The 22,194-nt window shown below is 70.2% G+C and carries 18 protein-coding genes; 13 read left to right on the top strand and 5 right to left on the bottom strand.

The window, feature by feature from the left end:
• The first annotated feature begins 1,176 nt into the window (after positions 1-1,176).
• From ACIRPT_RS02260 to ACIRPT_RS02280, 5 genes are all read left to right on the top strand, one after another.
• Positions 1,177-2,448: a family 2 encapsulin nanocompartment cargo protein terpene cyclase gene (locus tag ACIRPT_RS02260; RefSeq protein ID WP_403820893.1), complete on the top strand. Its 1,272-nt coding sequence runs from the start codon at positions 1,177-1,179 to the stop codon at positions 2,446-2,448.
• Between the two features lie 14 nt (positions 2,449-2,462).
• A complete protein-coding gene (locus tag ACIRPT_RS02265) occupies positions 2,463-3,347 on the top strand; it encodes a geranyl diphosphate 2-C-methyltransferase (RefSeq protein WP_403498271.1) in 885 nt (294 codons plus the stop codon).
• A gap of 182 nt (positions 3,348-3,529) precedes the next feature.
• Positions 3,530-3,739: a ferredoxin gene (locus tag ACIRPT_RS02270; RefSeq protein ID WP_403820896.1), complete on the top strand. Its 210-nt coding sequence runs from the start codon at positions 3,530-3,532 to the stop codon at positions 3,737-3,739.
• Positions 3,729-5,093, top strand: a complete 1,365-nt coding sequence (locus ACIRPT_RS02275) for an NAD(P)/FAD-dependent oxidoreductase (protein ID WP_403820899.1) — start codon at positions 3,729-3,731, stop codon at positions 5,091-5,093. The genes ACIRPT_RS02270 and ACIRPT_RS02275 overlap by 11 nt, the downstream gene beginning before the upstream one ends.
• Positions 5,094-5,127: 34 nt before the next feature.
• The gene (locus ACIRPT_RS02280; RefSeq protein WP_403820902.1) at positions 5,128-6,345 is read left to right on the top strand and encodes a cytochrome P450; all 1,218 of its coding nucleotides are present in this window, start codon (positions 5,128-5,130) and stop codon (positions 6,343-6,345) included.
• Positions 6,346-6,373: 28 nt separating this feature from the next.
• On the opposite strand, the gene ACIRPT_RS02285 is transcribed toward ACIRPT_RS02280, so the two are convergent.
• Positions 6,374-7,120 carry a CAP domain-containing protein gene (locus ACIRPT_RS02285; protein WP_403820904.1) on the bottom strand — a complete coding sequence of 249 codons (747 nt, stop codon included), beginning with the start codon at positions 7,118-7,120 and terminating at the stop codon, positions 6,374-6,376.
• A gap of 517 nt (positions 7,121-7,637) precedes the next feature.
• Here ACIRPT_RS02285 and ACIRPT_RS02290 point away from each other — a divergent pair.
• Positions 7,638-8,519, top strand: a complete 882-nt coding sequence (locus ACIRPT_RS02290; RefSeq protein WP_403820907.1) for a carbon-nitrogen hydrolase family protein — start codon at positions 7,638-7,640, stop codon at positions 8,517-8,519.
• A gap of 16 nt (positions 8,520-8,535) precedes the next feature.
• Here the strand turns inward: ACIRPT_RS02290 and ACIRPT_RS02295 are convergent, their stop codons facing one another.
• Positions 8,536-9,114 (bottom strand): TetR/AcrR family transcriptional regulator, encoded by a 579-nt coding sequence (locus ACIRPT_RS02295; RefSeq protein WP_403820910.1) that lies wholly within the window; start codon positions 9,112-9,114, stop codon positions 8,536-8,538.
• 376 nt (positions 9,115-9,490) lie between these two features.
• On the opposite strand from ACIRPT_RS02295, the gene ACIRPT_RS02300 reads away from it, so the two are divergent.
• From ACIRPT_RS02300 to ACIRPT_RS02315, 4 genes are read left to right on the top strand one after another with little or no spacing between them, the layout of a single operon-like run.
• Complete coding sequence (locus tag ACIRPT_RS02300) at positions 9,491-10,066, top strand: (2Fe-2S)-binding protein (RefSeq protein WP_403820912.1); 576 nt, start codon at positions 9,491-9,493, stop codon at positions 10,064-10,066.
• On the top strand, positions 10,063-11,055 hold the full coding sequence (locus ACIRPT_RS02305; RefSeq protein WP_403820915.1) for an FAD binding domain-containing protein: 993 nt from the start codon (positions 10,063-10,065) through the stop codon (positions 11,053-11,055). The genes ACIRPT_RS02300 and ACIRPT_RS02305 overlap by 4 nt, the downstream gene beginning before the upstream one ends.
• Positions 11,052-13,178, top strand: coding sequence for a xanthine dehydrogenase family protein molybdopterin-binding subunit (locus ACIRPT_RS02310; RefSeq protein WP_403820917.1), 2,127 nt, complete (start codon positions 11,052-11,054; stop codon positions 13,176-13,178). The genes ACIRPT_RS02305 and ACIRPT_RS02310 overlap by 4 nt, the downstream gene beginning before the upstream one ends.
• Before the next feature lie 60 nt (positions 13,179-13,238).
• Positions 13,239-14,396, top strand: a complete 1,158-nt coding sequence (locus ACIRPT_RS02315) for an XdhC family protein (protein WP_403820919.1) — start codon at positions 13,239-13,241, stop codon at positions 14,394-14,396.
• A 27-nt stretch (positions 14,397-14,423) separates the two neighbouring features.
• Here ACIRPT_RS02315 and ACIRPT_RS02320 read toward each other — a convergent pair whose 3' ends face one another.
• Positions 14,424-16,559 carry a SpoIIE family protein phosphatase gene (locus ACIRPT_RS02320; RefSeq protein WP_403820921.1) on the bottom strand — a complete coding sequence of 712 codons (2,136 nt, stop codon included), beginning with the start codon at positions 16,557-16,559 and terminating at the stop codon, positions 14,424-14,426.
• A 623-nt stretch (positions 16,560-17,182) separates the two neighbouring features.
• On the opposite strand from ACIRPT_RS02320, the gene ACIRPT_RS02325 reads away from it, so the two are divergent.
• The 3 genes from ACIRPT_RS02325 to ACIRPT_RS02335 all read left to right on the top strand — a co-directional run bounded on the left by ACIRPT_RS02325 (position 17,183) and on the right by ACIRPT_RS02335 (position 19,897).
• Positions 17,183-17,530 carry an Ig domain-containing protein gene (locus ACIRPT_RS02325; protein WP_403820923.1) on the top strand — a complete coding sequence of 116 codons (348 nt, stop codon included), beginning with the start codon at positions 17,183-17,185 and terminating at the stop codon, positions 17,528-17,530.
• Positions 17,531-17,639: 109 nt separating this feature from the next.
• The gene (locus ACIRPT_RS02330) at positions 17,640-18,164 is read left to right on the top strand and encodes a DUF6328 family protein (RefSeq protein ID WP_403820926.1); all 525 of its coding nucleotides are present in this window, start codon (positions 17,640-17,642) and stop codon (positions 18,162-18,164) included.
• 107 nt (positions 18,165-18,271) lie between these two features.
• Positions 18,272-19,897, top strand: coding sequence for a cytochrome bc complex cytochrome b subunit (locus ACIRPT_RS02335; RefSeq protein WP_403820929.1), 1,626 nt, complete (start codon positions 18,272-18,274; stop codon positions 19,895-19,897).
• Positions 19,898-19,968: 71 nt separating this feature from the next.
• Here the strand turns inward: ACIRPT_RS02335 and ACIRPT_RS02340 are convergent, their stop codons facing one another.
• Together ACIRPT_RS02340 and ctaD are read right to left on the bottom strand one after the other, a co-directional pair.
• Positions 19,969-20,361, bottom strand: coding sequence for a cytochrome c oxidase subunit 4 (locus ACIRPT_RS02340; RefSeq protein ID WP_403498296.1), 393 nt, complete (start codon positions 20,359-20,361; stop codon positions 19,969-19,971).
• A gap of 4 nt (positions 20,362-20,365) precedes the next feature.
• A complete protein-coding gene (gene ctaD, locus ACIRPT_RS02345) occupies positions 20,366-22,108 on the bottom strand; it encodes a cytochrome c oxidase subunit I (protein WP_403820932.1) in 1,743 nt (580 codons plus the stop codon).
• Positions 22,109-22,194: the final 86 nt, after the last annotated feature.

Here is a 22,194-nt window from a genome sequence, read left to right on the forward strand (position 1 = left end):
TGGTGCCACCGTTCGAGATGAAGCGCCCGCAGGGCGTGGGCCGGTGACGGGCCGTGCGAGCAGTTGTGTTCCTCCGGCCAGGCGGGCAGTTCCTCGACCGATCACGTCGCCCCGAGCCTGTAAAGACGAAGTCCGGCCCCGTCAACTGCTCTGCGGAGCGTGGCCGGAGTGCCGCCTCGGATACGGCGTCCGGAGTGACAGGGGCAGGGCGGTGATGGCGGTGAGGGCGGTGTTGCCGGTGGTCGACGGCATTTCGGTCCGCCCGCGAATGGTGGTCCCGAATTTGGAGCCGGATACGGCCCGACGCTGTGCGTCGGCCTTTCCGTGTTTCTCGCTCGTGGTCCGGCCGCCCAGCCCAGGCCCCTCGCCGGTGGCCGCGCATGACCTCGTGCTTGATGGGCCATCAAATGATGGTGCAGGTGGTGAAGATGAGGTGGGGGGCGGTGTCGGAGCCGTCCGTGCCCCAAACGCACTCTCGGTCAGATAGTCCGAATGCCGTCGGTTGTTCAGATAAACCCGACGCGAAGCAAGATCACTGTATCGAAGTAACTCCAATGGGCCTACAGGGCGAGCCGGGCGTACCGGCCGTTACTGTTCCCGGTATCCGGAAGATTCCCGGAGATTCGGCCCCTTTCCCCTTTCCTCTTTCCCCTTTCATTGGTTGGCCCCGCGTACGCCGATCGTCACCCTCGCGAAGGAGAGCTCGCCCGATGACCGCTGAGACCAGCCCGGAAGCGCAGCTGGAGCCGCCTCGGCAGTCCAGTCTGAGCACTGCGGCCGGCCGCAACTTTGCGATCCCCCGCACGAGCCGAAGAACCAGACCGAGGAGCGGCTCGGACTCCTCGTCGAGGCGCCGCGCGAGCGCCGGGAACACGAGCTGAACCCCAGGACGATCGCGGCAACCGGGCGTGAGCTCAACGCCGCAGGAGCACGAGCCGGGCCTGCCGGTGCGCTTCACGGCAGCAGCGGGCAGGCGATCCATTCGTCCCCCGTCACCATCTACCACTCCGCCGCCGTCCTGGTGCCCGACGCGCTCGACGTGGTGGAGAACGTGCAGATCTCCCGCAGGCGCGACCGGAGGCCCCGTCCGAGGGCCACGACGGCCCGGACCCTCCCGAGCCGGGCGAGCACGCCCGGGATCCGGGACAGCCCACCCACCTCACCAAGGAGCCACGGATGCCCGACCCCGGGAATTCCCACGTCCGGCCCGCCTTGCCAGGCCCGCCCTCCGTCCCCGTCCCCGGCCCCGCCGCACGGGCCGTTCCCGTGGAGGCGTCCGTACCCGACGACGTGCCGGATGGCGGCCCGATCGCTGGGCATCTGGGGGAGGGCGCCGCCGCGTTGAGCCGGCAGGCCAACCCCGCTCTGGAACGGATCCTGCGTGGACCCAGTGGTCTGGGCACGGCGGGCCTGCAGCTGGCCTGGCGCGAAGAGCCTCCGGTGTCTCCCGAGCCTGCGGCGCCGGCGGAGGGCACGCCGATCCCGGGCCTCTACTACCACCCGGTGCCGGAGCCCGACCCGGTGCGGGTGGCGGAGGTCAGCCGCAGGATCAAGGCATGGGCGGTGGACGAGGCCCAGGTGTACCCCCCGGAATGGGAGGACCAGTTCGACGGCTTCTCCACCGGCCGCTACATGGTCGCCTGCCATCCGGACGCTCCCACCATCGAACACGTGATGATCGCCGCGCGGCTGATGGTCGCCGAGAACGCGGTCGACGATTGCTACTGCGAGGACCACGGCGGCTCACCCATCGGACTCGGCAGCCGCATCCTGCTGGCGCACACCGCTCTCGACCCGCTGCACACGACGAAGGAGTACGCGCCGGCGTGGGTCGAGTCGCTCGAGTCGGACGCCCCTCGGCGGGCCTACCGCTCCGCCATGGAGTACTTCCTCCAGCTGGCCACCCCCTCCCAGGCGGACCGGTTCCGGCACGACATGGCCCGGCTGCACCTGGGGTACCTCGCGGAGGCCGCCTGGGCCGAGACGGAGCACATGCCCGAGGTGTGGGAGTACCTGGCGATGCGCCAGTTCAACAACTTCCGCCCCTGCCCCACCCTCACCGACTCGGTCGGCGGCTACGAACTGCCGACGGACCTGCACGCCCGCCCCGACATGCAGCGCGTCATCGCGCTCGCGAGCAACGCCACCACCATCGTCAACGACCTCTACTCGTACACCAAGGAACTCAAGAGCCCCGGCCGGCACCTGAACCTGCCCGTGGTGATCGCCGAACGTGAGGGCATCTCCGACCAGGAGGCCTATCTGAAGGCGGTCGAGGTCCACAACGACCTCATGCACGACTTCGAAGCCGAATCCGCCGCACTGGCCGCCGACTGCCCCGTCACGAGCGTGCTGCGCTTCCTGCGGGGAGTGGCCGTGTGGCTCGACGGCAACCACTACTGGCACCAGACCAACACCTATCGGTACAGCCTGCCTGATTTCTGGTAAGGAAGGACTTAATTGTGACCAGCACCGAGCTCACCACCGTCAACGGCATTTCCGCGTTCGTCCCCGCCCCGGCGTCGCCCTACCAGGGTGACATCGCCCGCTACTGGGACCAGGAGGCCAGGCCCGTGAACCTGCGCCTCGGCGACGTCGACGGCCTTTACCACCACCACTACGGCATCGGCGACGTCGACCACGCCGCCCTCGGGGACGCCGATGACAGCGCGTACGAGAAGCGGCTGATCGCCGAGCTCCACCGCCTGGAGTCGGCGCAGGCCGAAGTCCTCCTGGACCACCTCGGCTCCATCGGGCGTGACGACACGCTCATGGACGCCGGCTGCGGCCGGGGCGGTTCGATGGTGATGGCCCACCAGCGATTCGGCTGCAAGGTCCAGGGCGTCACCCTGTCGGCCAAGCAGGCCGACTTCGCCAACCAGCGCGCCCACGAACTCGGCATCGGGGACCACGTCCACGCCCGCGTGTGCAACATGCTCGACACGCCCTTCGACACGGGGCAGGCCGCGGCCTCGTGGAACAACGAGTCGAGCATGTACGTCGACCTGCAGGACCTCTTCGCCGAGCACTCCCGCGTCCTCGAGGTCGGCGGCCGCTACGTGACCATCACCGGCTGCTGGAACCCGCGTTACGGCCAGCCCTCGAAGTGGGTCTCCCAGATCAACGCGCACTTCGAGTGCAACATCCACTCCCGCCGCGAGTACCTGCGCGCCATGGCCGACAACCGCCTCGTACCGCAGACGGTCATCGACCTGACCCCTGCGACGCTGCCCTACTGGGAGCTGCGCGCCACCTCCTCGCTGGTCACCGGCATCGAGGAGGCGTTCATCAACTCGTACAAGGACGGCTCCTTCCAGTACGTCCTGATCGCGGCCGACCGCGTCTGACCGACGCCGACCGCCGACCGGAGGGCCGGGCCCGTCAACCGACGGGCCCGGCCCTCCGTCCCGTTCGCCGTCCCGATCCCCGTGAGCACTCCGACGGACCAGCACCGCCTGCGCCGCGCCGTGATCGGTAATAGGAAGGAGGCGACGGGGCGTGGCGAGGGGAGATCGGAGGAGCGGCCGGGGTGAATGTCGTCGTCGACCTCAATCGCTGCCAGGGCTATGCGCAGTGCGCGTTCCTCGCTCCGCGGGTGTTCGCGATGCACGGCGAGGAGGCCCTGTTGTACAGCCCGGTCGTCCCGGAGAACCAGCAGGAACGTGTACGCCGGGCCGCGGCGGCATGCCCCGTGCAGGCCATCGTCGTCGGCGAGGAGGCGGGCCCCGGTGAGCGGTGAACCGCGCGACGGCCGGATCGTCATCGTGGGCGCCTCGCTTGCCGGGCTGCGGGCCGCGGAGACGCTGCGTGCGGAGGGCTTCGCCGGCTCGCTGACGCTGATCGGGGAGGAAGCCCGGCCCCCGTACGACCGGCCGCCGCTGTCCAAGCAGGTGCTGCTCGGCAAGGTGCCCGCTGACCGCACCGGGCTGCCGCAGCGCCGCGATGTGCACGCCGAATGGCGGCTCGGCGTGCGTGCCACCGGGGTCGATCCGGCCGGGAAGCGGGTCCTTCTCGCCGACGGGTCGCAGGTGCCGTACGACCGGCTGCTGATCGCCACCGGCACCCGTGCCCGGCCCTGGCCGAATCAGGACGAGGCCGCCCTGGACGGGGTGTTCACCCTGCGGACGGGCGAGGATGCGGGCCGTCTTGCCGAGCGTCTAGACGCCGGGCCGCGGCGGGTGCTGATCATCGGCGCCGGCTTCACCGGCTCGGAGATCGCCTCCGCCTGCCGCGAGCGCGGCCTTGAGGTGACGGTCGCGGAGCGCGGCCCGGCGCCGCTCGTCGGCGCCCTCGGCGGGACGCTCGGCGCGCTCGCCGCGAGGCTGCAGCGGGCGCACGGCGTCGACCTGCGCTGCGGAGTGACGGTCACCGCCCTGGAGGGCAACGGGCGACTGACCGGCGCGCGGTTCTCCGACGGCACGCGCCTCGACGCGGATGTCGCCGTGGTCGCCCTGGGCGCCGTCCGCAACACCGAGTGGCTGGCCGAATCGGAGCTCGCGGCGGGCCCGCGCGGGGTGACCTGCGACGCGGGGTGCCGCGCCTTCGACATGTACGGGATCGTCACCGACGATGTCTTCGCCGCCGGTGACGTGGCCCGCTTCCCGCATCCGCTCTTCGAGTACCAGCTGCTGTCCCTGGAGCACTGGGGCAACGCGGTCGCCCAGGCCGAGGTGGCCGCGCACAACATGGTCAGCCCCGGGCCGCGCCGCCGCCCGCATCTGTCCGTGCCGTCCTTCTGGTCCAGCCAGTTCGGCCTCAACATCAAGTCCGTGGGCGTGCCCACCTTCTCCGACGAGGTGGTCATCGCCCAGGGCTCGCTCCGGGCGGCCAGGCTGGTGGCCGTCTACGGCTACCAGGGGCGGGTCACCGCGGCGGTGAGCGTCAACATGGCCAGGTCACTGGAGTACTACCGGCGCCTGATCGAGACGGCGGCGCCCTTCCCGCCCGCGCCGGGAGCCGCCGACCAGGCCGAGTCCGCGGTCCCCGTCCCCTCCGACGTACCGGACCCGCACCTGCTTTCGCACGGCCCGACCGTCGCCCTCACCGGTCATCTGCCGGACCGGCGCCTGACGCTGGTGCGACCGGCCCGCTGAGACACCGTCACTCCAGAGCGAGGAGCGCCCGGCCATGGCTGCGGACACCCTGTTCCACCGGATCACCGACTACGCCAACCGCGCCGACCCCTATCCGCTCTACGCCGAGCTGAGAGCGGAGCGGGTGGCGCGGCAGGAGGACGGCAGCTACCTGGTCGGGACGTACCACGAGATCGAGGAGCTGCTCCACGATCCGCGGATCAGCTCGGACCGCCGTAACCGCAGCGTCCCGGACGAGACGCTCGGTGGCGAGGAAGGCCTGGCGCCGTCCTTCATCGGGCTCGACGACCCCGAGCACCACCGGCTCCGCGGCCTCGCGATGCGCTCCTTCGGCCCGCCGCACACCCCGGGCCGCATCGACGCGCTCCAGGACGAGATCGCCGGGATCGTGACGGACCTGATCGCGGGCTTCCGGGGGAGGGACCGCATCGACATCGTCGACGACTTCGCCTACCCGCTCCCCGTCACCGTGATCTGCCGGCTCCTGGGCGTACCGACCGAGGACGAACCGCAGTTCCGCGGGTGGTCCGACACGATCGTCGCCGGCTTCGACCCCACTCCCGGGGACGATCCGGTGGAGCGTCAGCGCGCGGGCGCCGAGGCCCGCAAAGCGATGGGACTGTACCTGGGAGGGCTCGCCGAGAAGCGGCGCGCCAAACCGGCCGACGACATGCTCTCCGCGTTCGTCAGCGGCGACGGCACGGACGGGCAGCTGACACCGCTGGAGATCATGACCACCTCGGTCCTGCTGCTGATCGCCGGGCACGAGACCACCGTCAACCTGATCACCAACGGCGTCCTCACCCTGCTGCGCCACCCCGACCAGCTGGACCGGCTGCGCGGCGACCCCACGCTGATGCCCGTGGCGGTGGAGGAGCTGCTGCGCTACGAGCCGCCGGTCCAGCTGCTGCCGCAGCGCACCCCGCTGGCCGACATCGAGGTCGCGGGCGTCACCGTCCCCAAGGGCGCGCCCCTCATCCTGATGCTCGCCTCCGGCAACCGTGATCCCGAGCGCTTCCGCGACCCCGACCGCTTCGACCCGGCCCGCGAGGACAACCAGCACCTGGGATTCGGCAGCGGCATCCACAGCTGCTTCGGCGCACCCCTCGCCCGTCTGGAGACCCAGATCGCGCTGACCGGGCTGCTCCGGCACCTGGGCAATCCCCGCCTGACCGAGGATCCCCCTCCGTACCGGCGCAGCCCGGTCCTGCGCGGTCCCCGTCATCTGGTCATCGAGGTCGACCAGGGGTAGCGGTTTCCGCGAGCGGTGAACCGGCCGGTCAGCGCGCCGTTCCGAAGTCCTGCGTCCAGTAGTCATTGGGCTGCGCGAGGCCGACGCCGATTTCCTTGAAGGAGCAGTCGAGGATGTTGCGCTTGTGGCCGGGGCTCTCCATCCAGCCCTTCATCACGCTCTCGGGAGTGGAATAGCCATAGGCGATGTTCTCGCCGTAGGAGCTCCAGCTGTATCCGGCCCGGGTGATCCGCTCGCCCGGATCCGAACCGTCGGAGCCGGTGTGGGACATATTGCTGTGGTCCGCCATGTCCTTGCTGTGCGCCTGCGCGGCCTTGGTCAGTTCGGCATTCAGGGTCAGCGGTGAGCATCCGGCCTTGCTGCGCTCGCTGTTGACGAGTTCCAGAATGCGGGTCGCGAACGTGGAAGCCGGTGCGGCGGTTTTCGAGGCAGAGGGCGATGCAGCTGGGGAGGGGGCGAAACTCTTCGCGGGTGCCGGGCTCTTCGAGGGGGCGGAACTCTTCACGGGGGCCGGGCTCTTCGAGGGGGCGGGGGCCTTCGGCTTCGGCTTCGGCTTCTGCTTTGCCGTCGCGGTCGGCTCCGGGCTCCAGGTGCTCTTCCCCGACCAGTGGTGGTGCCGGGCGGCCGCGCCCTGCCGCCGGGCGTGGCCCTGGCCGGCCTCGTCCCCCTGTCCGTTCCAGCACGCCATGGCGACGGAGGGCACGGCGACGGCGCCTATGGCAAGGGCGGCGACGGTTATTTTCCGGTGCTGCCGCTTTCTGCGGTGCTTCGTCATGCGTGACCTCACTGAGCTGCGGGGATGCCGTGGGGTCGTCATTCTTGGGACCGCTTCGGCACGGGGCAAGAACGATGAGTACTAAGTCGCATCGTAGATGCCAACGGCTCTTGTCAGGGGTGTACGGGCGTGCTGCCGGGAATATGGATCTTTTGTGAATCGCTGTTGCTCCGTCAGAAATCCCTCTGTGCCGGATGGGCGGGGAACGGTGCAGTGGCGGGTGAATGCGAGCCCAGCACCCGCGGGCTATTTCTCAATCAAGACGGACAAATCCCTTTTGCCGCCGGAGGTTTATCTACTATCCACCTTAGTTGTCGTCGAGTCCTCCTGTGGTGGATGTCACAGGAGTGTGCATGGCCTCCTCGGGGAAAGGCGTCGCGCCGGTATGCGCTCGCGGGTCAGGTGCACTTCTGTGACGATTGCTGCGGTGCTCCTGTTGGCCGCTGTTACCGCGATCGCTCACCGGGGGCCTGCGGCTCGCGGCCCCGGTCACCGTTACCGAGGACGGAGCCCGCCCATGCACACTCTCGCCATCGCCGCCCTCCAGACCGCACCGGTGGCGCACGACCCGGAAGCGAGCTGGCAGCGCTTCGCCGGCCAGGTCTGGGCCACCCACGCGCTGTTCCCCCACGTCCAGCTCCTCCTCGTCCCCGAGCTGCTGCTCGCCGCCGAGAGCCCGCTGCTGCAGTCGACCGCCGACTGGATGGAGCGGGCCGCCGTCCCGGTCCCGGGCCCGCTCACCGACCGGATCTGCGCCCTCGCCACGGAGACCGGCCTCTGGCTGGTCCCGGGCAGCCTCTTCGAGCGGGCCGACGACGGCAACGTCTACAACACCGCCCTCGCCGTCTCCCCGGCCGGCGAGATCGTCGCGCGCTACCGCAAGATCTTCCCCTGGCAGCCCTACGAAAAGGCCACCCCCGGCAACGAGTTCGTGGTCTTCGACATACCCGGCACCGGCCGGGTCGGCCTGGCCATCTGCTACGACGGTTCCTTCCCGGAAACGGTGCGCCAGCTCGCCTGGCTCGGAGCCGAGATCGTCATCCAGCCCACCCTGACCACGACCCGCGACCGTGAGATGGAGCTGGTGTGCGCCCGCGCCAACGCCTGGACCAACCAGCTCTACGTCGTCAACGTCAATGCCGCGGACCCGGCAGGCGTCGGCGTCAGCGTCATCGTCGACCCCGAGGGCATCGTCCGCCAGCAGGCCGGCACCGGCGAGGAGATCCTCGTCGACGTACTGGATCTGGACAGCGTGGCCCGCGTCCGCCGCTACGGCTCCGCCGGGATCAACCGGCCCTGGGATCAACTCGCCCGCTACGGAGAGGGGATAGCGCTCCCGATGTACGGCGGCACCTTCCGCACGCCGAGCTGGGCCACGGACGGGAGCGAGCGGAGCTGAGCGGCGGCCGCGGCGCTCAGGGGCCGGGGGCGCCGGCGCGCAGGCCGTCCATGACGAGGTCCAGGAGGCGTCCGGTGCGCGTCTCCCACTCCCCGTGCGGGTCGATCTGCCAGAGGCCCGCGATGGCGAGCATGAAGTCGTCGGGGGTCACTCCCGGGCGGATGGTGCCGGCCTCCTCGTTCGCCTTCAGGAGCAGCGCGACGGCCGAGGTCAGCGGGCCGCGGCCCCATTTGGCCAGGCTGCCGTGGGTGATGGTGGCCTTGCGCATCGCGTCGGCGAGGCCGGCCTTGGCCATGGCGTACCGGGCGAGGCGGTCCATCCACTCCCGCAGGGCCCGGTCGGGCGCGCGGGTCTCCAGCAGCTGGGCCGCGGCGTCGGAGACCTGCCGGACCTCGTGGCAGTAGACCTCCAGGACCAGCGACTCGCGGTTGGGGAAGTGGCGGTAGAACGTCCCCTGGCCGACGCCCGCCTTCCTCGCGATCGTGCTCAGCGGGGCATCGGCCGAGTCCGTCAGCTCCGCCAGGGCCACTTCCAGGATGCGCTCGCGATTCCGTTGCGCGTCCGAGCGCAGTGGCGCGTCTTTCCTCTGCTGCACTCGTCCTCCTTCCGGACATCGCGGCCCGCTTTCCGGGGGTCAGGGCCGGCCCGATGTTGCTAACCGGACAACTGTCCGGTAGGTTCACGCTAACGGACAGTTGTCCGCTTAGGCTCACCATAGCGGCAGATGCGGCCGGTGGGGACCGCCGGTGGCCACCGCAACCGGCATCTCACCCACCGCATACGCCGTCGGCGCCCAAGCTGACGCCCTCACGCACAGCGCCACCTCTTTCCGATCCCGCTGCCGGGATCGTCCCGCTCGGCCGCGCGCCCGCGCGTGACAGACCTCGCTCGACTTCCCGGTGCGACCACACCGGCATCCGGCTTGCGCCCCGCCGCCCGCCGCGCACCACATACGCGAAAGAAGGCTGATCATGGCCCTATCGACGTCCAGCGCCATCACCTTGCACATCAACGGCGAGAAGCACACGCTGCCCGTCGACCACCGCACCACCCTGCTCGACGCGCTCCGCGAGCGTCTCGATCTGACCGGCACCAAAAAGGGCTGCGACCAAGGCCAGTGCGGCGCCTGCACGGTGCTGCTCGACGGCCGCCGAACCGTCTCCTGCCTCCAGCTCGCGGTGGCCGCCGAGGGGCGTGAGATCACCACCATCGAGGGCGTCGCGGACGGCGACCAGCTGCACCCGGTGCAGCAGGCATTCCTCGATCTCGACGGATACCAGTGCGGTTATTGCACACCGGGGCAGATCTGTTCGGCCATTGCGGTGATCGAGGAGCACGCGGCGGGCTGGCCGAGCGCCGCCACCGCCGATGTGCGGCCCGACGCGGGAGTGCCGCCGCTGACCGCGGACGAGATCCGGGAGCGGATGAGCGGCAACCTGTGCCGCTGTGGCGCGTATGTGTCGATCGTGCAGGCCGTCGCGCGGGCGGCGCAGGCCGAGCCCGCGCAGGAGAAGGCTGGGGAGAACACCGAGGTGAACGCGGCATGAGGGAATTCGGCTATCAGCGAGTGTTCGACGTTCCCGGCGCGGTCGCCCTGCTGGGCGCCGACCCCGAGGCGCGCTTTCTCGGCGGCGGCACGAATCTCGTCGACCTGATGAAGGCCGGGGTGGAGCGGCCGGCGCTGCTCATCGACGTGCGGGAACTCCCCCTGGACCGGATCGAGACCACCGGCGACGGCGGGCTGCGCATCGGCGCCACGGTCAGCAACAGCGATCTCGCCGCCCATCCCGAAGTACGGCGCCGCTACCCGGCGTTGGCGCAGGCAGTCCTCGCCGGCGCATCGGGTCAGCTGCGCAATATGGCCACGGTCGGCGGAAATCTGCTCCAGCGCACGCGCTGTGGCTACTTCGCCGACCTGACCAAGCCGTGCAACAAGCGCGAACCCGGCAGCGGCTGCCCCGCCATCGAGGGCGAGCACCACAACCACGCGATCCTCGGCGCCTCCGAGCACTGTGTGGCCACCCACCCCTCGGACATGGGGGTGGCGCTGGCCGCCTTCGACGCCGTCGTCACGTACGAAACGGCGGACGGGGCGGGCGAGTTGCCGCTTGCGGAGTTCTATCTGCCGGTGGGCGACACCCCGCACCTGGAGACCGCGCTGCCGCCCGGCGCGCTGATCACCGGCATCACCCTGCCGCCGGCCCCGGTCGCCGCCACCTCCCGCTACCGCAAGGTGCGCGAGCGCGCCTCGTACGCCTTCGCCATCGGCTCGATCGCCGCCGCCCTCGACGTCCGGGACGGCGTCGTGCGCGAGGTACGCCTCGCCTTCGGGGCGGTCGCCTCCCGGCCGTGGCGGGCCCGGGAAGCCGAGCGGGTGCTGACCGGGGGACCGGCGAGCGCCGAGGCGTTCGCCGCCGCCGCGGACGCCGAACTGGCGGCCGCCGAGGCGCTGCCCCACAACGGATACAAGGTGGCGCTGATGCGCAACCTCGTCATAGCAATGCTGACCGAGCTCACCGAGGAGGCCGCCCGATGACCACGGCGACAACGGGAACCGCCCCCGTGACGGGGGCCGTCGGCACGGCGCACACCCGTATCGAGGGGCTGGCCAAGGTCACCGGCGCGGCCCGCTACGCCGGCGAGATCCCCTTCGCCGACCTCGCCCACGGCTGGCTGGTGCTGTCCACCATCGCCCGCGGCCGGATCCGCTCCGTGGAGTCCGCCCCCGTACTGGAGATGCCCGGCGTCCTCGCCGTACTGCACCACGGCAACGCACCGCGCGTCGACGGGGACTACCAGGGCCTGCTGGGGCGCCCCGACCCGATCGTCGAGGTCTTCCAGCACGACCGGGTGCCGTTCGTCGGCTGGCCGGTGGCGCTGATCGTCGCCGAGACGTCCGAGCAGGCCAGGGAGGCCGCCGAGGCGCTGGTGGTCCACTACGACCAGGAGCCGCACGACGTCGCGTTCGCCGCCGGACGCCCCGGAACGTACGTACCGGAGGCCGACGGCATGCGCGTGGAGAAGGGTGCCCTGGAGGCCGAACTCGCCGCGTCCGCCCATGTCGTGGACGCCGAGTACACCACGCCCGAAGAGCACCACTGCGCGATGGAACCGCACGCCGCGATGGCGCGCTGGGACAGCGGCCGCCTCGAAGTCGTCGACTCCAACCAGGGCAGCACCTGGGTCGCGGACGAACTGGCGAAGCTGTTCTCCCTCGACCCGGCCTCGGTGCGGGTGCGCTCCGAACACGTCGGCGGCGCCTTCGGGGCCAAGGGCCTGCGGGTGCACCAGATCCTCGCCGTGATGGCGGCGACCGTCCTCCACCGCCCCGTCCGGGTCGTACTGACCCGCCGTCAGACGTTCTCGCTGGTCGGCTACCGCAGCCCCACGGCGCAGCGCGTCCGGCTCGGGGCCGACGCCGACGGGCGGCTGCGCGCCCTCGACCACCAGGCGCAGAGCCTCACCTCGACCGTCCATGAATTCGTCGAGCAGAGCGCCGGGTTCGCGCGCCCCCTGTACGACGCCGACGCGCACCACACCGTCAACCGCGTCGTCCGCCTCGACGTGCCCACGCCGACCTTCGTGCGCGCGCCCGGTGAGGCGCCCGGCTCGTTCGCCCTCGAGTCCGCGCTCGACGAGCTCGCCGAGAAGTGCGGCATCGACCCGATCGCGCTGCGGGCACGCAACGAACCCGATGTGGGGCCCGTCTCCGGGCTGCCGTTCAGCAGCCGCAACCTGCCGGCCTGCTTCGAGGAGGGCGCCCGCAGGTTCGGCTGGGCGGAGCGGGACCCGCGTCCCGGCCTGCGCCGCGAAGGGCGCTGGCTGCTCGGGACCGGGGTCGCCACGGCCACCTTCCCGGTGCTCGTCGGCCCGGCCACGGCTGCCGTGACGGCGGAGGCCGACGGCACGTTCACCGTGCGGATCACCGCCGCGGACGTCGGCACGGGGGCGCGGACCGCGCTCACCCTGATCGCCGCGGACGCCCTCGAAGTGGCACCGGAACGCGTCCATGTCCGCATCGCCGACAGCGACTTCGGCCCGGCGATGATCGCCGGCGGCTCGATGGGCACCCGCTCCTGGGGCTGGGCGGTCACGGCCGCCGTGCGCGATCTGCGGGAGCAGCTGGCCCTGGGCGGCGACATTCCGCCGCAGGGAATCACCGCGCGGTCGGACACCACCCCGCTCCTCGGCACGCTGACGAAGAAGGAACGGCACTCCTACGGGGCGCAGTTCGCCGAGGTCGCCGTCGACGTCACCAGCGGCGAGGTCCGCGTGCGGCGGATGCTCGGCATCTTCGCCACGGGCCGGATCATCAACCCGCTCACCGCCCGGAGCCAGTTCATCGGCGGCATGATCTGGGGCCTTTCCATGGCGCTGCACGAGGAGGCGATCCGGGACCAGGCGTCGGGCGCCCATGTCGGCGCGGACCTCGCGGGCTATCACTTCGCCGCGAACGCCGACGTACCGCTCATCGAGGCGGACTGGGTGGACGACCCGGACGAGGACGACCCGGTCGGCATCAAGGGGATCGGCGAGATCGGGATCGTGGGAGCCGCGGCGGCGATCGCCAACGCGGTCTGGCACGCGACCGGCGTACGCCACCGGAACCTGCCGATCCGGCCCGACCGCGTCCTTCTGGCGGGCGGCGCGGCCGGCTGAGCCCGCCAGTCCGCCCTGCCGCCGCGGCACCGCCGGCCCACGAACGAGGAGGAGACCAAGATGCTGGACATCGCCGATGAACTGCACCGATGGGTCGAGCAGGGCCGGGACTTCGCCGTCGCCACCGTCGTGGCCGTCGGCGGCAGCGCCCCGCGCAGCCCCGGCGCCGCCCTCGCCGTCGACAGCGAGGGCACGGCCATCGGCTCGGTCTCCGGCGGCTGCGTGGAAGGCGCGGTGTACGAGCTGTGCGCCCAGGCGCTCCAGGACGGGACAACGGTCCTCGAACGCTTCGGCTACAGCGCCGAGGACGCCTTCGCCGTGGGTCTGACCTGCGGCGGGGTCATCGAGGTCCTGGTCACGCCGATGCGCGCGGACGCACCGGGCCGCAAGGCGTTCGCGGCGGCGCTGGCGGCCGCCGCCCGCGGCGCCGCGGCCGCCCTCGTCCGGGTGGCCCGCGGCCCGGCCGAACTGCTCGGCAGGGCGCTGCTCGTCCACCCCGACGGCACGTACGAAGGCGGACTCGGCGGGCACCGGGAGCTGGATCGCACGGCGGCGGGCGAGTCCCGCGCCATGCTGGACGCGGGGCGCACGGGCACGTTCGACATCTCCGCGGACGGCTCGCGCTGCGAGGCCGCGCTGACGCTGTTCGTCGAGTCGAGCGTGCCGCCGCCCCGCATGATCATTTTCGGGGCGGTCGACTTCACGGCGGCGCTGGCGCGTACGGGCAAGTTCCTCGGTTACCACGTGACCGTGTGCGACGCCCGCCCCGTCTTCGCCACGCGGGCCCGCTTTCCCGAGGCCGACGACATCGTCGTCGAATGGCCGCACCGCTACCTCCAGCGCACCGAGACCGACGGCCGCACGGTCCTGTGCGTGCTCACCCATGACGCCAAGTTCGACATCCCCCTGTTGGAGGCGGCGCTGCGGCTGCCGGTCGCGTTCATCGGCGCCATGGGCTCGCGCCGCACCCACGCGGACCGCAACCGCAGACTCCGCGAAGCCGGCGTCACCGAACGCGAACTGGCCCGGCTCCGCTCGCCGATCGGCCTCGACCTCGGCGCCCGTACGCCCGAAGAGACCGCCCTGTCCATCGCGGCGGAGATCGTCGCGGCGCGGCAGGGCGGTACCGGCCTGCCGCTGACCGGCTCGCGGACACCGATCCACCGCGACCCGGGCCCGCGCGGCACCGGCGTAGCCGGGCCGGATGCGGCGGCCTGACCCGCCCGCGCCGCGGCGCTGACGATGTCAGCCCGGCGCGATCGGCCCGGTGGGCCGGGTCGGCTCCGCGGCCAGGAGCATCAGCGCCACATCGTCCTGCCGGTCCGCCTCCGCGTGGCGGTTCTTCAGCAGGGCGTCGGCGAGGCGGTCCGGCCCCAGGTGCAGCGCCTCGTCAAGGCGCCTGGCGAGGTTGGCGACGGAACGGTCGAGGTCGACGCCCGGCGTTTCGACCAGGCCATCGGTGTAGAGCGCCAGCACCGAATCCGCGGGCAGCTCGATCTCCGTGGCGGAGTAGCGGGCGTCGGGATCGATGCCCAGAAGCAGACCCGGTGGGACGTTCACCACGGTGGTGGGCCGGCCCGCGCGACGCAGCAGAGGGGGCGGATGGCCGGCGCTGGCGAGGCATGCCCGTCGTGTGCGGACGTCTATATGGACGTACAGACAGCTGGTGAACAGGTCCGGGTCCAGATCGGTCAGCAGCCGGTTCGTACGGGCCAGGACCTCGCCGGGGGAGGCACCGGCGGACGCATGGGCGTGCACGGCCGTACGGGCCTGCCCCATGAGGGCGGCGGCCGCCGCGTTGTGACCCTGCACATCCCCGATGACCGCGGCGACACTGCCCTCGTCGAGGCGGATCAGGTCGTAGAAGTCGCCGCCGATGTCCATCCCGCGGGTGGACGGCAGATAGCGGGCGGCGACGGCGAGACCGGGTACGGCGGGCAGCCGGTGCGGCAGCAGACCGGCCTGTAGGTCATGGGCGAGCTGCTGCTTGGTGTCGTACAGCCGGGCACGGTCCAGCGCCTGGGCGATCAGCCCGGCCAGCGACGTCAGGACCTGCCGCTCCTCGGGGCTGAAGATGCGGGGGCGGGTGTACGCGAGGATGCAGCAGCCGACCGGGCGGCCGGAGACGATCAGCGGCAGTACGGCCCGCGCCGCCTTGCCCGTCAGGCGCGGCAGGCCGGGGTAGAGCCGTTCGATCTCCTCCGGGGTGGAGTGGAAGCGGGGCTCCCCGGTGGCGAGGGCGTGCACGGCGGGGCTGTTGGCCGCGCTGAGGGCGACCCCTTCGAACGCTGCGACGGCCTCGGCGGTGTACCCCCGGTGGCCCAGGGTCCGCAGCCGTCCGCCCTCCGCCGCGTACATGATCACGCCCTGGGCGCCGAAGGCCGGCACGATCTGGTCGGCCACGAGGTCGACGACGTCCCGCGCCCCCACGGCCTCCGTCAGCGCGGCCGCCAGATGCAGGACGTGATAGATGTGCCCGGCCCGCACGGGCATGACCTCGCCCTCCGCGGGGGTGGGCGCCATGGTGCCGGGATCCCTGTCCGAGGGACTGATCCATACGCTCAGGCCCCGGCCGTCCGGGAAGAGGCGGAAGGTGAGCCACCGGTTCGGCGGGCGGCAAGCGGTGAAGGACATCGGCCGCCGGCCGATCACCGCGGCGCGGTAGCGGTCCTCGAAAACCGGATTGCGCAGCCACGGCAGACTCTCCCAGGGGCGCGCTCCGACCAGACGGCTCTCCTCCTCGCCGAGCAGGTCCGCCGCACCCGTCGTGACCATGGTGATGCGTCCGTCGAGGTCGAGCGCGCAGCAGCCGCCGGGCAGCCGCTCCACGTAGTCGACCGCCGCCAGTGCCTCCTCGGGGCCCACGCTCCGCGCGGGTGGTGGCATCAGTACGCGCGGTCCACCGGTCGCCGGCGGGCCGCCTCCCGCCCGCGGCCTCTCGTCCAGCACCGCCGCCAGGTGCCGGCAGCCCTCCGCCACCGCCTCGCGCTCGTCCGCCGAGAGCTGCGGCGCATGACCGGCCGGCCACAGCAGCAGCAAGGCGCCCCGGCACCCGGCCCCCTCGCCGACCGGCGCCGCCGCCAGCGCGAAGTCGTAGGGCACGGCCACCGCCGTACGGGGGAAGTCACGCGCCAGCTGCTGATGGCCGGCGGTCCACACCAGGCGTTGCCGGCGCGCCGCAACGGCCACCGGGATCGGGGCCGCCAGGGCGACACGGCCCCAGGGCTCCAGGAGCGGCGCCGGCAGGCCGCTCATGGCCGTCAGCTGGAGCACGGGCTCGTCGGCCGCCAGAACATAGAGCCCGCAGGCGGAGGCCCCGGCCCCCAGCACCGCCCGGAGCAATGCCCGGTCCACGGGATCGGAGTCGGCCCCGCCGCTCATCTCGCACCTTCACACAGCTGCCGTCGGGACATCGAGACCACTGCGACCTGCCACTTCGCGACCCGCCGCGGCGCCGTACCGAGCCCCGTACCGAGACCGGCACCGAGCCCCGTACCGCGACCGGCCGGCACAGAGGAAAACGATCCGCTCCTCACGTCATGACGCTTCACCTGGGACAGTGCCGACGGTACGCCGTTGACCGGATGGCGGCACTCGATGACGAGCGCGCGCGGTGCGGGGGAGCGCGGGCATCTGAGGACGGTGGGCGTCTGTGGCCGGTGCGGCCCCGCCCGTGTCCGGCGGATCGTTACCGACCGGCCGGGACCGCGGGGTCCCCGGGTAGCGCCGGGTGCCGTATGGGGCTGAAGTGGTAGGCGCGGGGCACGGCCGGTGAGCACCGTGCGCCGTAGCCGACGGCTGTGGGACGTCGAGGCGCCTGTCGCCGCGCGCCCTGGCACCCCGCGGCTCGTCACCCCTCCGCCTGTCACCCCACCGCAGGAACTCCCCGGAAACGAGGCGGTCATACGCGGGAGCGCCGCGGCGCCGTGCTTACGATCACCGGCATCCCCGGGAAGGAATCCGGGCGCCGTGCCATCAACAAGATCTTTCAGCCAGGAGGCGGTATGCGGGCGAAAGCGGGCTCGGACCACACGCTGACCATTCAGCCGGCCGGCGGAACGGGGCAGCACGCCCGTCCCCATCAGACCTTTGCGCAGCCGCTGAAGGTCCGGCTGGTCGACAGCCGGACCGGGAACCCGGTGTCCGATGCCCCGGTGACGTTCTCCTGGGAGGCCATGACCCAGCAGGCCCTTTTCGAAGGCGACCGAACCAATGTCACCGCGCCCACCGACGCCCAGGGATACGCGCAGACGCCGCCGCTCGTGGCGGGCGACGCGGCGGGCACCGTCACCTTTCTCGTCACTGCCGAGGGCGCCGTCTCGGAGGAGTTCGAGGTGACGGTCGACGGCTGAGCCGGTTCCCGGGCCCATCCGTCCGGGTAGCCGTCGCGTGCGGGATGGCATCGCGTGACGGGCCGGGACCGCGGCGCGCGAAAGGCACGGACTGTCGCCGGGAGGTCGTATGGAGCCGGATCCGCATTCCCACCCGCATCCGGATCGTGATTCGCCGCATCGTGTACATGGCCGGCATGAGTCCGACGAAGAGCGGGCCGACCGCCGCTGGACCGACATTCTGCAGGAGGTCCGGGTCACGCAGACCGGAGTGCAAATTCTGTTCGGATTCCTCCTCACCGTCGTCTTTACGCCGAGGTTTGCCACTCTCAGCGCGACCGACAAGAGCATCTATGTGGTCACGGTCCTCCTCGGTGCCGCCACAACGGGCGCCCTGATCGGCCCGGTGACCTTCCATCGGTTCGTGACCGGCCGCCATATCAAGCCGGAAATGGTGATCTGGGCATCGCGGCTGACCATCGTGGGGATCGTTCTCCTTCTGGCCACCGTCACCTCCGCGATCCTGCTCATTCTGCGCATTGCCATGAACGACGACGTCGTGCCGTGGATCGTCGCCGGGCTCGTGGCATGGTTCGCGCTGTGCTGGTTTGTGCTCCCCGCCTGGGCCCGGCACCACTACGGGACCAGGAAATGACAACCAGACGCGTGATGCGTCCGCTTGAGCGCTCCCGATAACGGTTAGTCATCCGCAAGGCCGAGGCGGCGGCCGGCGGCTGCCGCGATGACGAGGGAGCACTGTGCATGCCTTTCCGCAAGCGTGAAGAAAGCCTTCGATCGAGGGCTGGGCGAGCGGCCGAACGCGGATTTCACCGCCTTGATGAACGGCTTCCGGCGGCCGACGCGGGGAAGCTGCTGCGCAAGGCGTTCCCGGACCACTGGGCGTTCTTCCTCGGCGAACTGGCGCTGTACAGCCTGCTGGTGCTCGTGCTCACGGGTGTGTTCCTGACGCTCTTCTTCGACCCGGTCATGGCGGAGAGCACCTATCACGGCTCGTACGGCCCGCTGCACGGCACCCGCATGACCCAGGCCTATGCCTCCACGCTGCGGCTGAGCTTCGATGTGCGGGGCGGGCTGCTGATCCGGCAGATCCACCATTGGGCGGCACTGACGTTTGTGGCGTCCGTCGGCGTGCATATGCTGCGTATCTTCTTCACCGGCGCCTTTCGCCGGCCGCGCGAAGGCAACTGGATGATCGGAGTGACGCTTTTTCTGCTCGCGCTGCTGGAGGGCTTCTGCGGCTACTCGCTCCCCGATGACCTGCTCTCCGGCACCGGCCTGCGCACCGCGGACACCATCATCGGATCCATTCCGATCGTGGGCACGTATCTGTCGTTCTTCGCCTTCGGCGGTGAATATCCCGGACAGCAGATCATTCCGCGCCTCTACACGGTCCACATTCTGCTGGTTCCCGGGATTCTGATCGCCATGGTGACGGCCCATCTCATCCTCGTGGTCTTCCTCAAACACACGCAGTGGCGCGGGCCGGGCAGAACGAACAGCAACGTCATGGGGCAGCCGATGATCCCGCAGTGGCTCGCCAAGTCGACCGGGCTGTTCCTCATCGTCTTCGGATGCACGGCAGTGCTCGGCGCGGTGGCCCAGATCAACCCCATCTGGAATTACGGCCCGTTCCGTGCGGACCAGGTGTCCACGGATGCTCAACCCGACTGGTACGTAGGGTTCCTTGAGGGGGCGATGCGCATGATGCCGCCGTGGGAAACCCATCTGTGGGGCCACACCATCATGTGGAATGTGTTCCTGCCCGCCGTGGTCCTGCCCGGGGTGCTGTTCATGGCGCTGTACGCGTACCCCTTCTTCGAACGGTGGGTGACCGGCGACCGCGGTGAACACCATCTGTGCGACCGACCGCGTGAACGCCACACCCGCACCGGGCTGGGGGTGGCCGCCATCGTCGGCTATGCGGTGCTTTTGCTGGCCGGTGGCAACGACGTCATCGCGTTCGGCTTCGAGCTGTCGGTCAACGCCCTGACCTGGATCTTCCGGGCGGCGGTCGTGGTCGGGCCGCCGCTGGCGTTCTTCCTCACCAAGTGGATCTGTCTGGCGCTGCAGCGGCGGGAGCGTGAGCGACTGATCGAGGGCGACGAAACGGGCCTGGTGAGCCAGTCGATCTACGGCGACCTGTCCGAGGGGCGTCGGGCGATGGCCTCCCGGGAGCGGCACACGCTCCTCGCACGGTCGGACCCGGACCCCCTGGAATTCGGCCCCGCCGGGGCGGCGGGACTTTCCCGGCAGGACCGGCTGCGGGCCGCGCTGAGCCGGTGGTACTACCGCGACCAGGTGGAGATGCCGGCGACGCCGGAGCAGCGCGAGAAGATCGCCGCGCTGAACGCACAGCCGCACGACTGAGTACCGATGGCGGAATTACGGTGAGTGATGTGTGATTGCCGGTTGGCGATCGACGAGTGCGTATGCATGCGTCAGCCGTCGCGCTCCCCGAACTGGAACACAAAGCCGAACACGCCGGAGCCCAGCAGCCCCACGCCGATCAGGAACAGCCATGCCCCGTAGACCACGCCGAGCGCAGCGACGGTGAAGCCCACGGCGGTGAGCAGCGGGTATCCGCTGTGCGGCGGAAAGAAGTCCAGGGGACCGGAGCGCTGTTGCACCTCGGCGTCCTTGTGGTCTTCGGGACGGGTGCCGCGTCTGCGGTGCTGCATGAAAAAGAAGAAGCAGACGAGCGACGACATGATGAAAGCGAAGATCAGCGCGGCCGTTCCCGCCGGTTCCCGGTCCGACCACCACGCATAGCCGAACGAGGTCACGGCGAAGAAGAGGGCGACGCCGCCGAACAGATAGGTCTCGATTTTCACCGGCTCACTCGCTCAGGGTGTCGGGGGTGGGCGTATCGCCCGCACCCGGGCCGCCGGTCAGGGCCGGGCCGGCGGCTCCCAACCCCACCTCGGGATGGTGCAGGTCGAATGCCGGGGAGTCGGAGCGCACCCGCGGCAGGGTGTGAAAGTTATGGCGCGGTGGCGGGCAGGAGGTCGCCCATTCGAGAGACCGGCCAAATCCCCAGGGGTCGTCCATCTCCACCTTGGGTGCATATTTGCGGGTGCGCCAGACGTTGAACAGGAACGGCAGCGTCGAGGCCCCCAGGAGGAAGGAGCTGGCCGAGGAAATGGTGTTCAACATGGTGAAACCGTCGGCGGTCAGATAGTTCGCGTATCGGCGGGGCATACCCATCTCGCCCAGCCAGTGCTGCACCAGGAACGTGCCCTGGAACCCGATGAACAGGGTCCAGAAATGAACCTTCCCCAGTCTCTCGTCGAGCATCTTCCCGGTCCACTTCGGCCACCAGAAATAAAACCCGCCGAACATCGCGAACGCCACCGTGCCGAACAGCACGTAATGCAGATGCGCCACGATGAAATAGCTGTCGGTGACGTGAAAATCCAGCGGGGGAGAGGCGATGAGCACCCCGCTCAGCCCGCCCAGCAGGAACGACACCAGAAACCCGATACTCCACAGCATGGGCGTCTCGAACGAGAGACTGCCACCCCACATGGTTCCGATCCAGTTGAAAAATTTCACTCCGGTCGGCACTGCGATGAGAAAGGACATCACGGAGAAGAAGGGCAGCAGCACGGCCCCGGTGGCGAACATGTGGTGCGCCCAGACCGAAGCGGAGAGCATCGTGATGGCGATGGTCGCGCCGACCATGCCGACGTATCCGAAGACGGGTTTCCGGCTGAATACCGGAATGATTTCGGTGATGACGCCGAAGAACGGAAGCGCCACGATATATACCTCGGGGTGCCCGAAGAACCAGAACATGTGCTGCCACAGCAGCGCACCCCCATACGCGGCGTCGAAGACATGCGCGCCGAACTTTCGGTCCGCTTCCAGGACGAGCAGCGCGGCGGTCAGCACGGGAAATGCCAGCAGGGCGAGAATGGACGTGAAGAGTACGTTCCAGGTGAAGATCGGCATGCGGAACATCGTCATGCCGGGAGCGCGTAGGCACACGATGGTGGCGATGAAGTTCACCGCACCCAAAATCGTGCTCAGTCCGGCGACCACCAGGCCCATGGTCCACAGATCCGCCCCCTTGCCGGGGGAGAACACCGGCCCGTTCAGGGGCGCATAGGCAAACCAGCCGAACGAAGCGGCCCCGCCGGGGACCAGAAACCCGGAAACCACCATGGTGCCACCGAGCAGAAAAACCCAGTAGGTAAACGCATTCAGCCGCGGGAAAGCCACGTCCGGCGAGCCGATCTGGAGGGGCATCACCGCATTGGCGAAGCCTGCGAACATCGGCGTCGCGAACAGCAGCATCATGACGGTGCCATGAACGGTGAAAAGCTGATTGTACTGTTCGTTCGATACGATCTGGAGGCCCGGACGCATCAGCTCCGCCCGCATCAACATGGCCAGCATCCCGCCCAGCAGGAAGAATGCGAAAGCGGTCACCATGTACATGTTGCCGATGACCTTGTGGTCGGTGGTGGTCATCCAGCGCAAAACCACCCGGCCGGGAATGGATCGGTCTTTGTGCTCCTCCCCGCTTGGGGAGTCCCGTGGCAGAGCCCGCCGCAAGTCCCGCTGAATCCGTGCCATCGGCGCTCCCGTTCGTCAGCAGAGAGGGCAGGTGATAATCGTACTCAAATGCCCTGCCAGGTGCGCTTACCTCATACCACGCCGAC

This window comes from Streptomyces sp. NPDC101227 (assembly GCF_044767545.1).
Classification (GTDB): domain Bacteria; phylum Actinomycetota; class Actinomycetes; order Streptomycetales; family Streptomycetaceae; genus Streptomyces.

Bases quoted from the DNA above. Each gene is read 5' to 3' on its own strand.
- ACIRPT_RS02310 (WP_403820917.1), top strand. From the start codon at position 11,052: ATGACCACGGCGACAACGGGAACCGCCCCCGTGACGGGGGCCGTCGGC.
- ACIRPT_RS02320 (WP_403820921.1), bottom strand. From the start codon at position 16,559: ATGAGCGGCGGGGCCGACTCCGATCCCGTGGACCGGGCATTGCTCCGG.
- ACIRPT_RS02305 (WP_403820915.1), top strand. From the start codon at position 10,063: ATGAGGGAATTCGGCTATCAGCGAGTGTTCGACGTTCCCGGCGCGGTC.
- ACIRPT_RS02290 (WP_403820907.1), top strand. From the start codon at position 7,638: ATGCACACTCTCGCCATCGCCGCCCTCCAGACCGCACCGGTGGCGCAC.
- ACIRPT_RS02285 (WP_403820904.1), bottom strand. From the start codon at position 7,120: ATGACGAAGCACCGCAGAAAGCGGCAGCACCGGAAAATAACCGTCGCC.
- ACIRPT_RS02260 (WP_403820893.1), top strand. From the start codon at position 1,177: ATGCCCGACCCCGGGAATTCCCACGTCCGGCCCGCCTTGCCAGGCCCG.
- ACIRPT_RS02315 (WP_403820919.1), top strand. From the start codon at position 13,239: ATGCTGGACATCGCCGATGAACTGCACCGATGGGTCGAGCAGGGCCGG.
- ACIRPT_RS02330 (WP_403820926.1), top strand. From the start codon at position 17,640: ATGGAGCCGGATCCGCATTCCCACCCGCATCCGGATCGTGATTCGCCG.
- ACIRPT_RS02335 (WP_403820929.1), top strand. From the start codon at position 18,272: ATGCCTTTCCGCAAGCGTGAAGAAAGCCTTCGATCGAGGGCTGGGCGA.
- ACIRPT_RS02325 (WP_403820923.1), top strand. From the start codon at position 17,183: ATGCGGGCGAAAGCGGGCTCGGACCACACGCTGACCATTCAGCCGGCC.
- ACIRPT_RS02300 (WP_403820912.1), top strand. From the start codon at position 9,491: ATGGCCCTATCGACGTCCAGCGCCATCACCTTGCACATCAACGGCGAG.
- ctaD (WP_403820932.1), bottom strand. From the start codon at position 22,108: ATGGCACGGATTCAGCGGGACTTGCGGCGGGCTCTGCCACGGGACTCC.
- ACIRPT_RS02280 (WP_403820902.1), top strand. From the start codon at position 5,128: ATGGCTGCGGACACCCTGTTCCACCGGATCACCGACTACGCCAACCGC.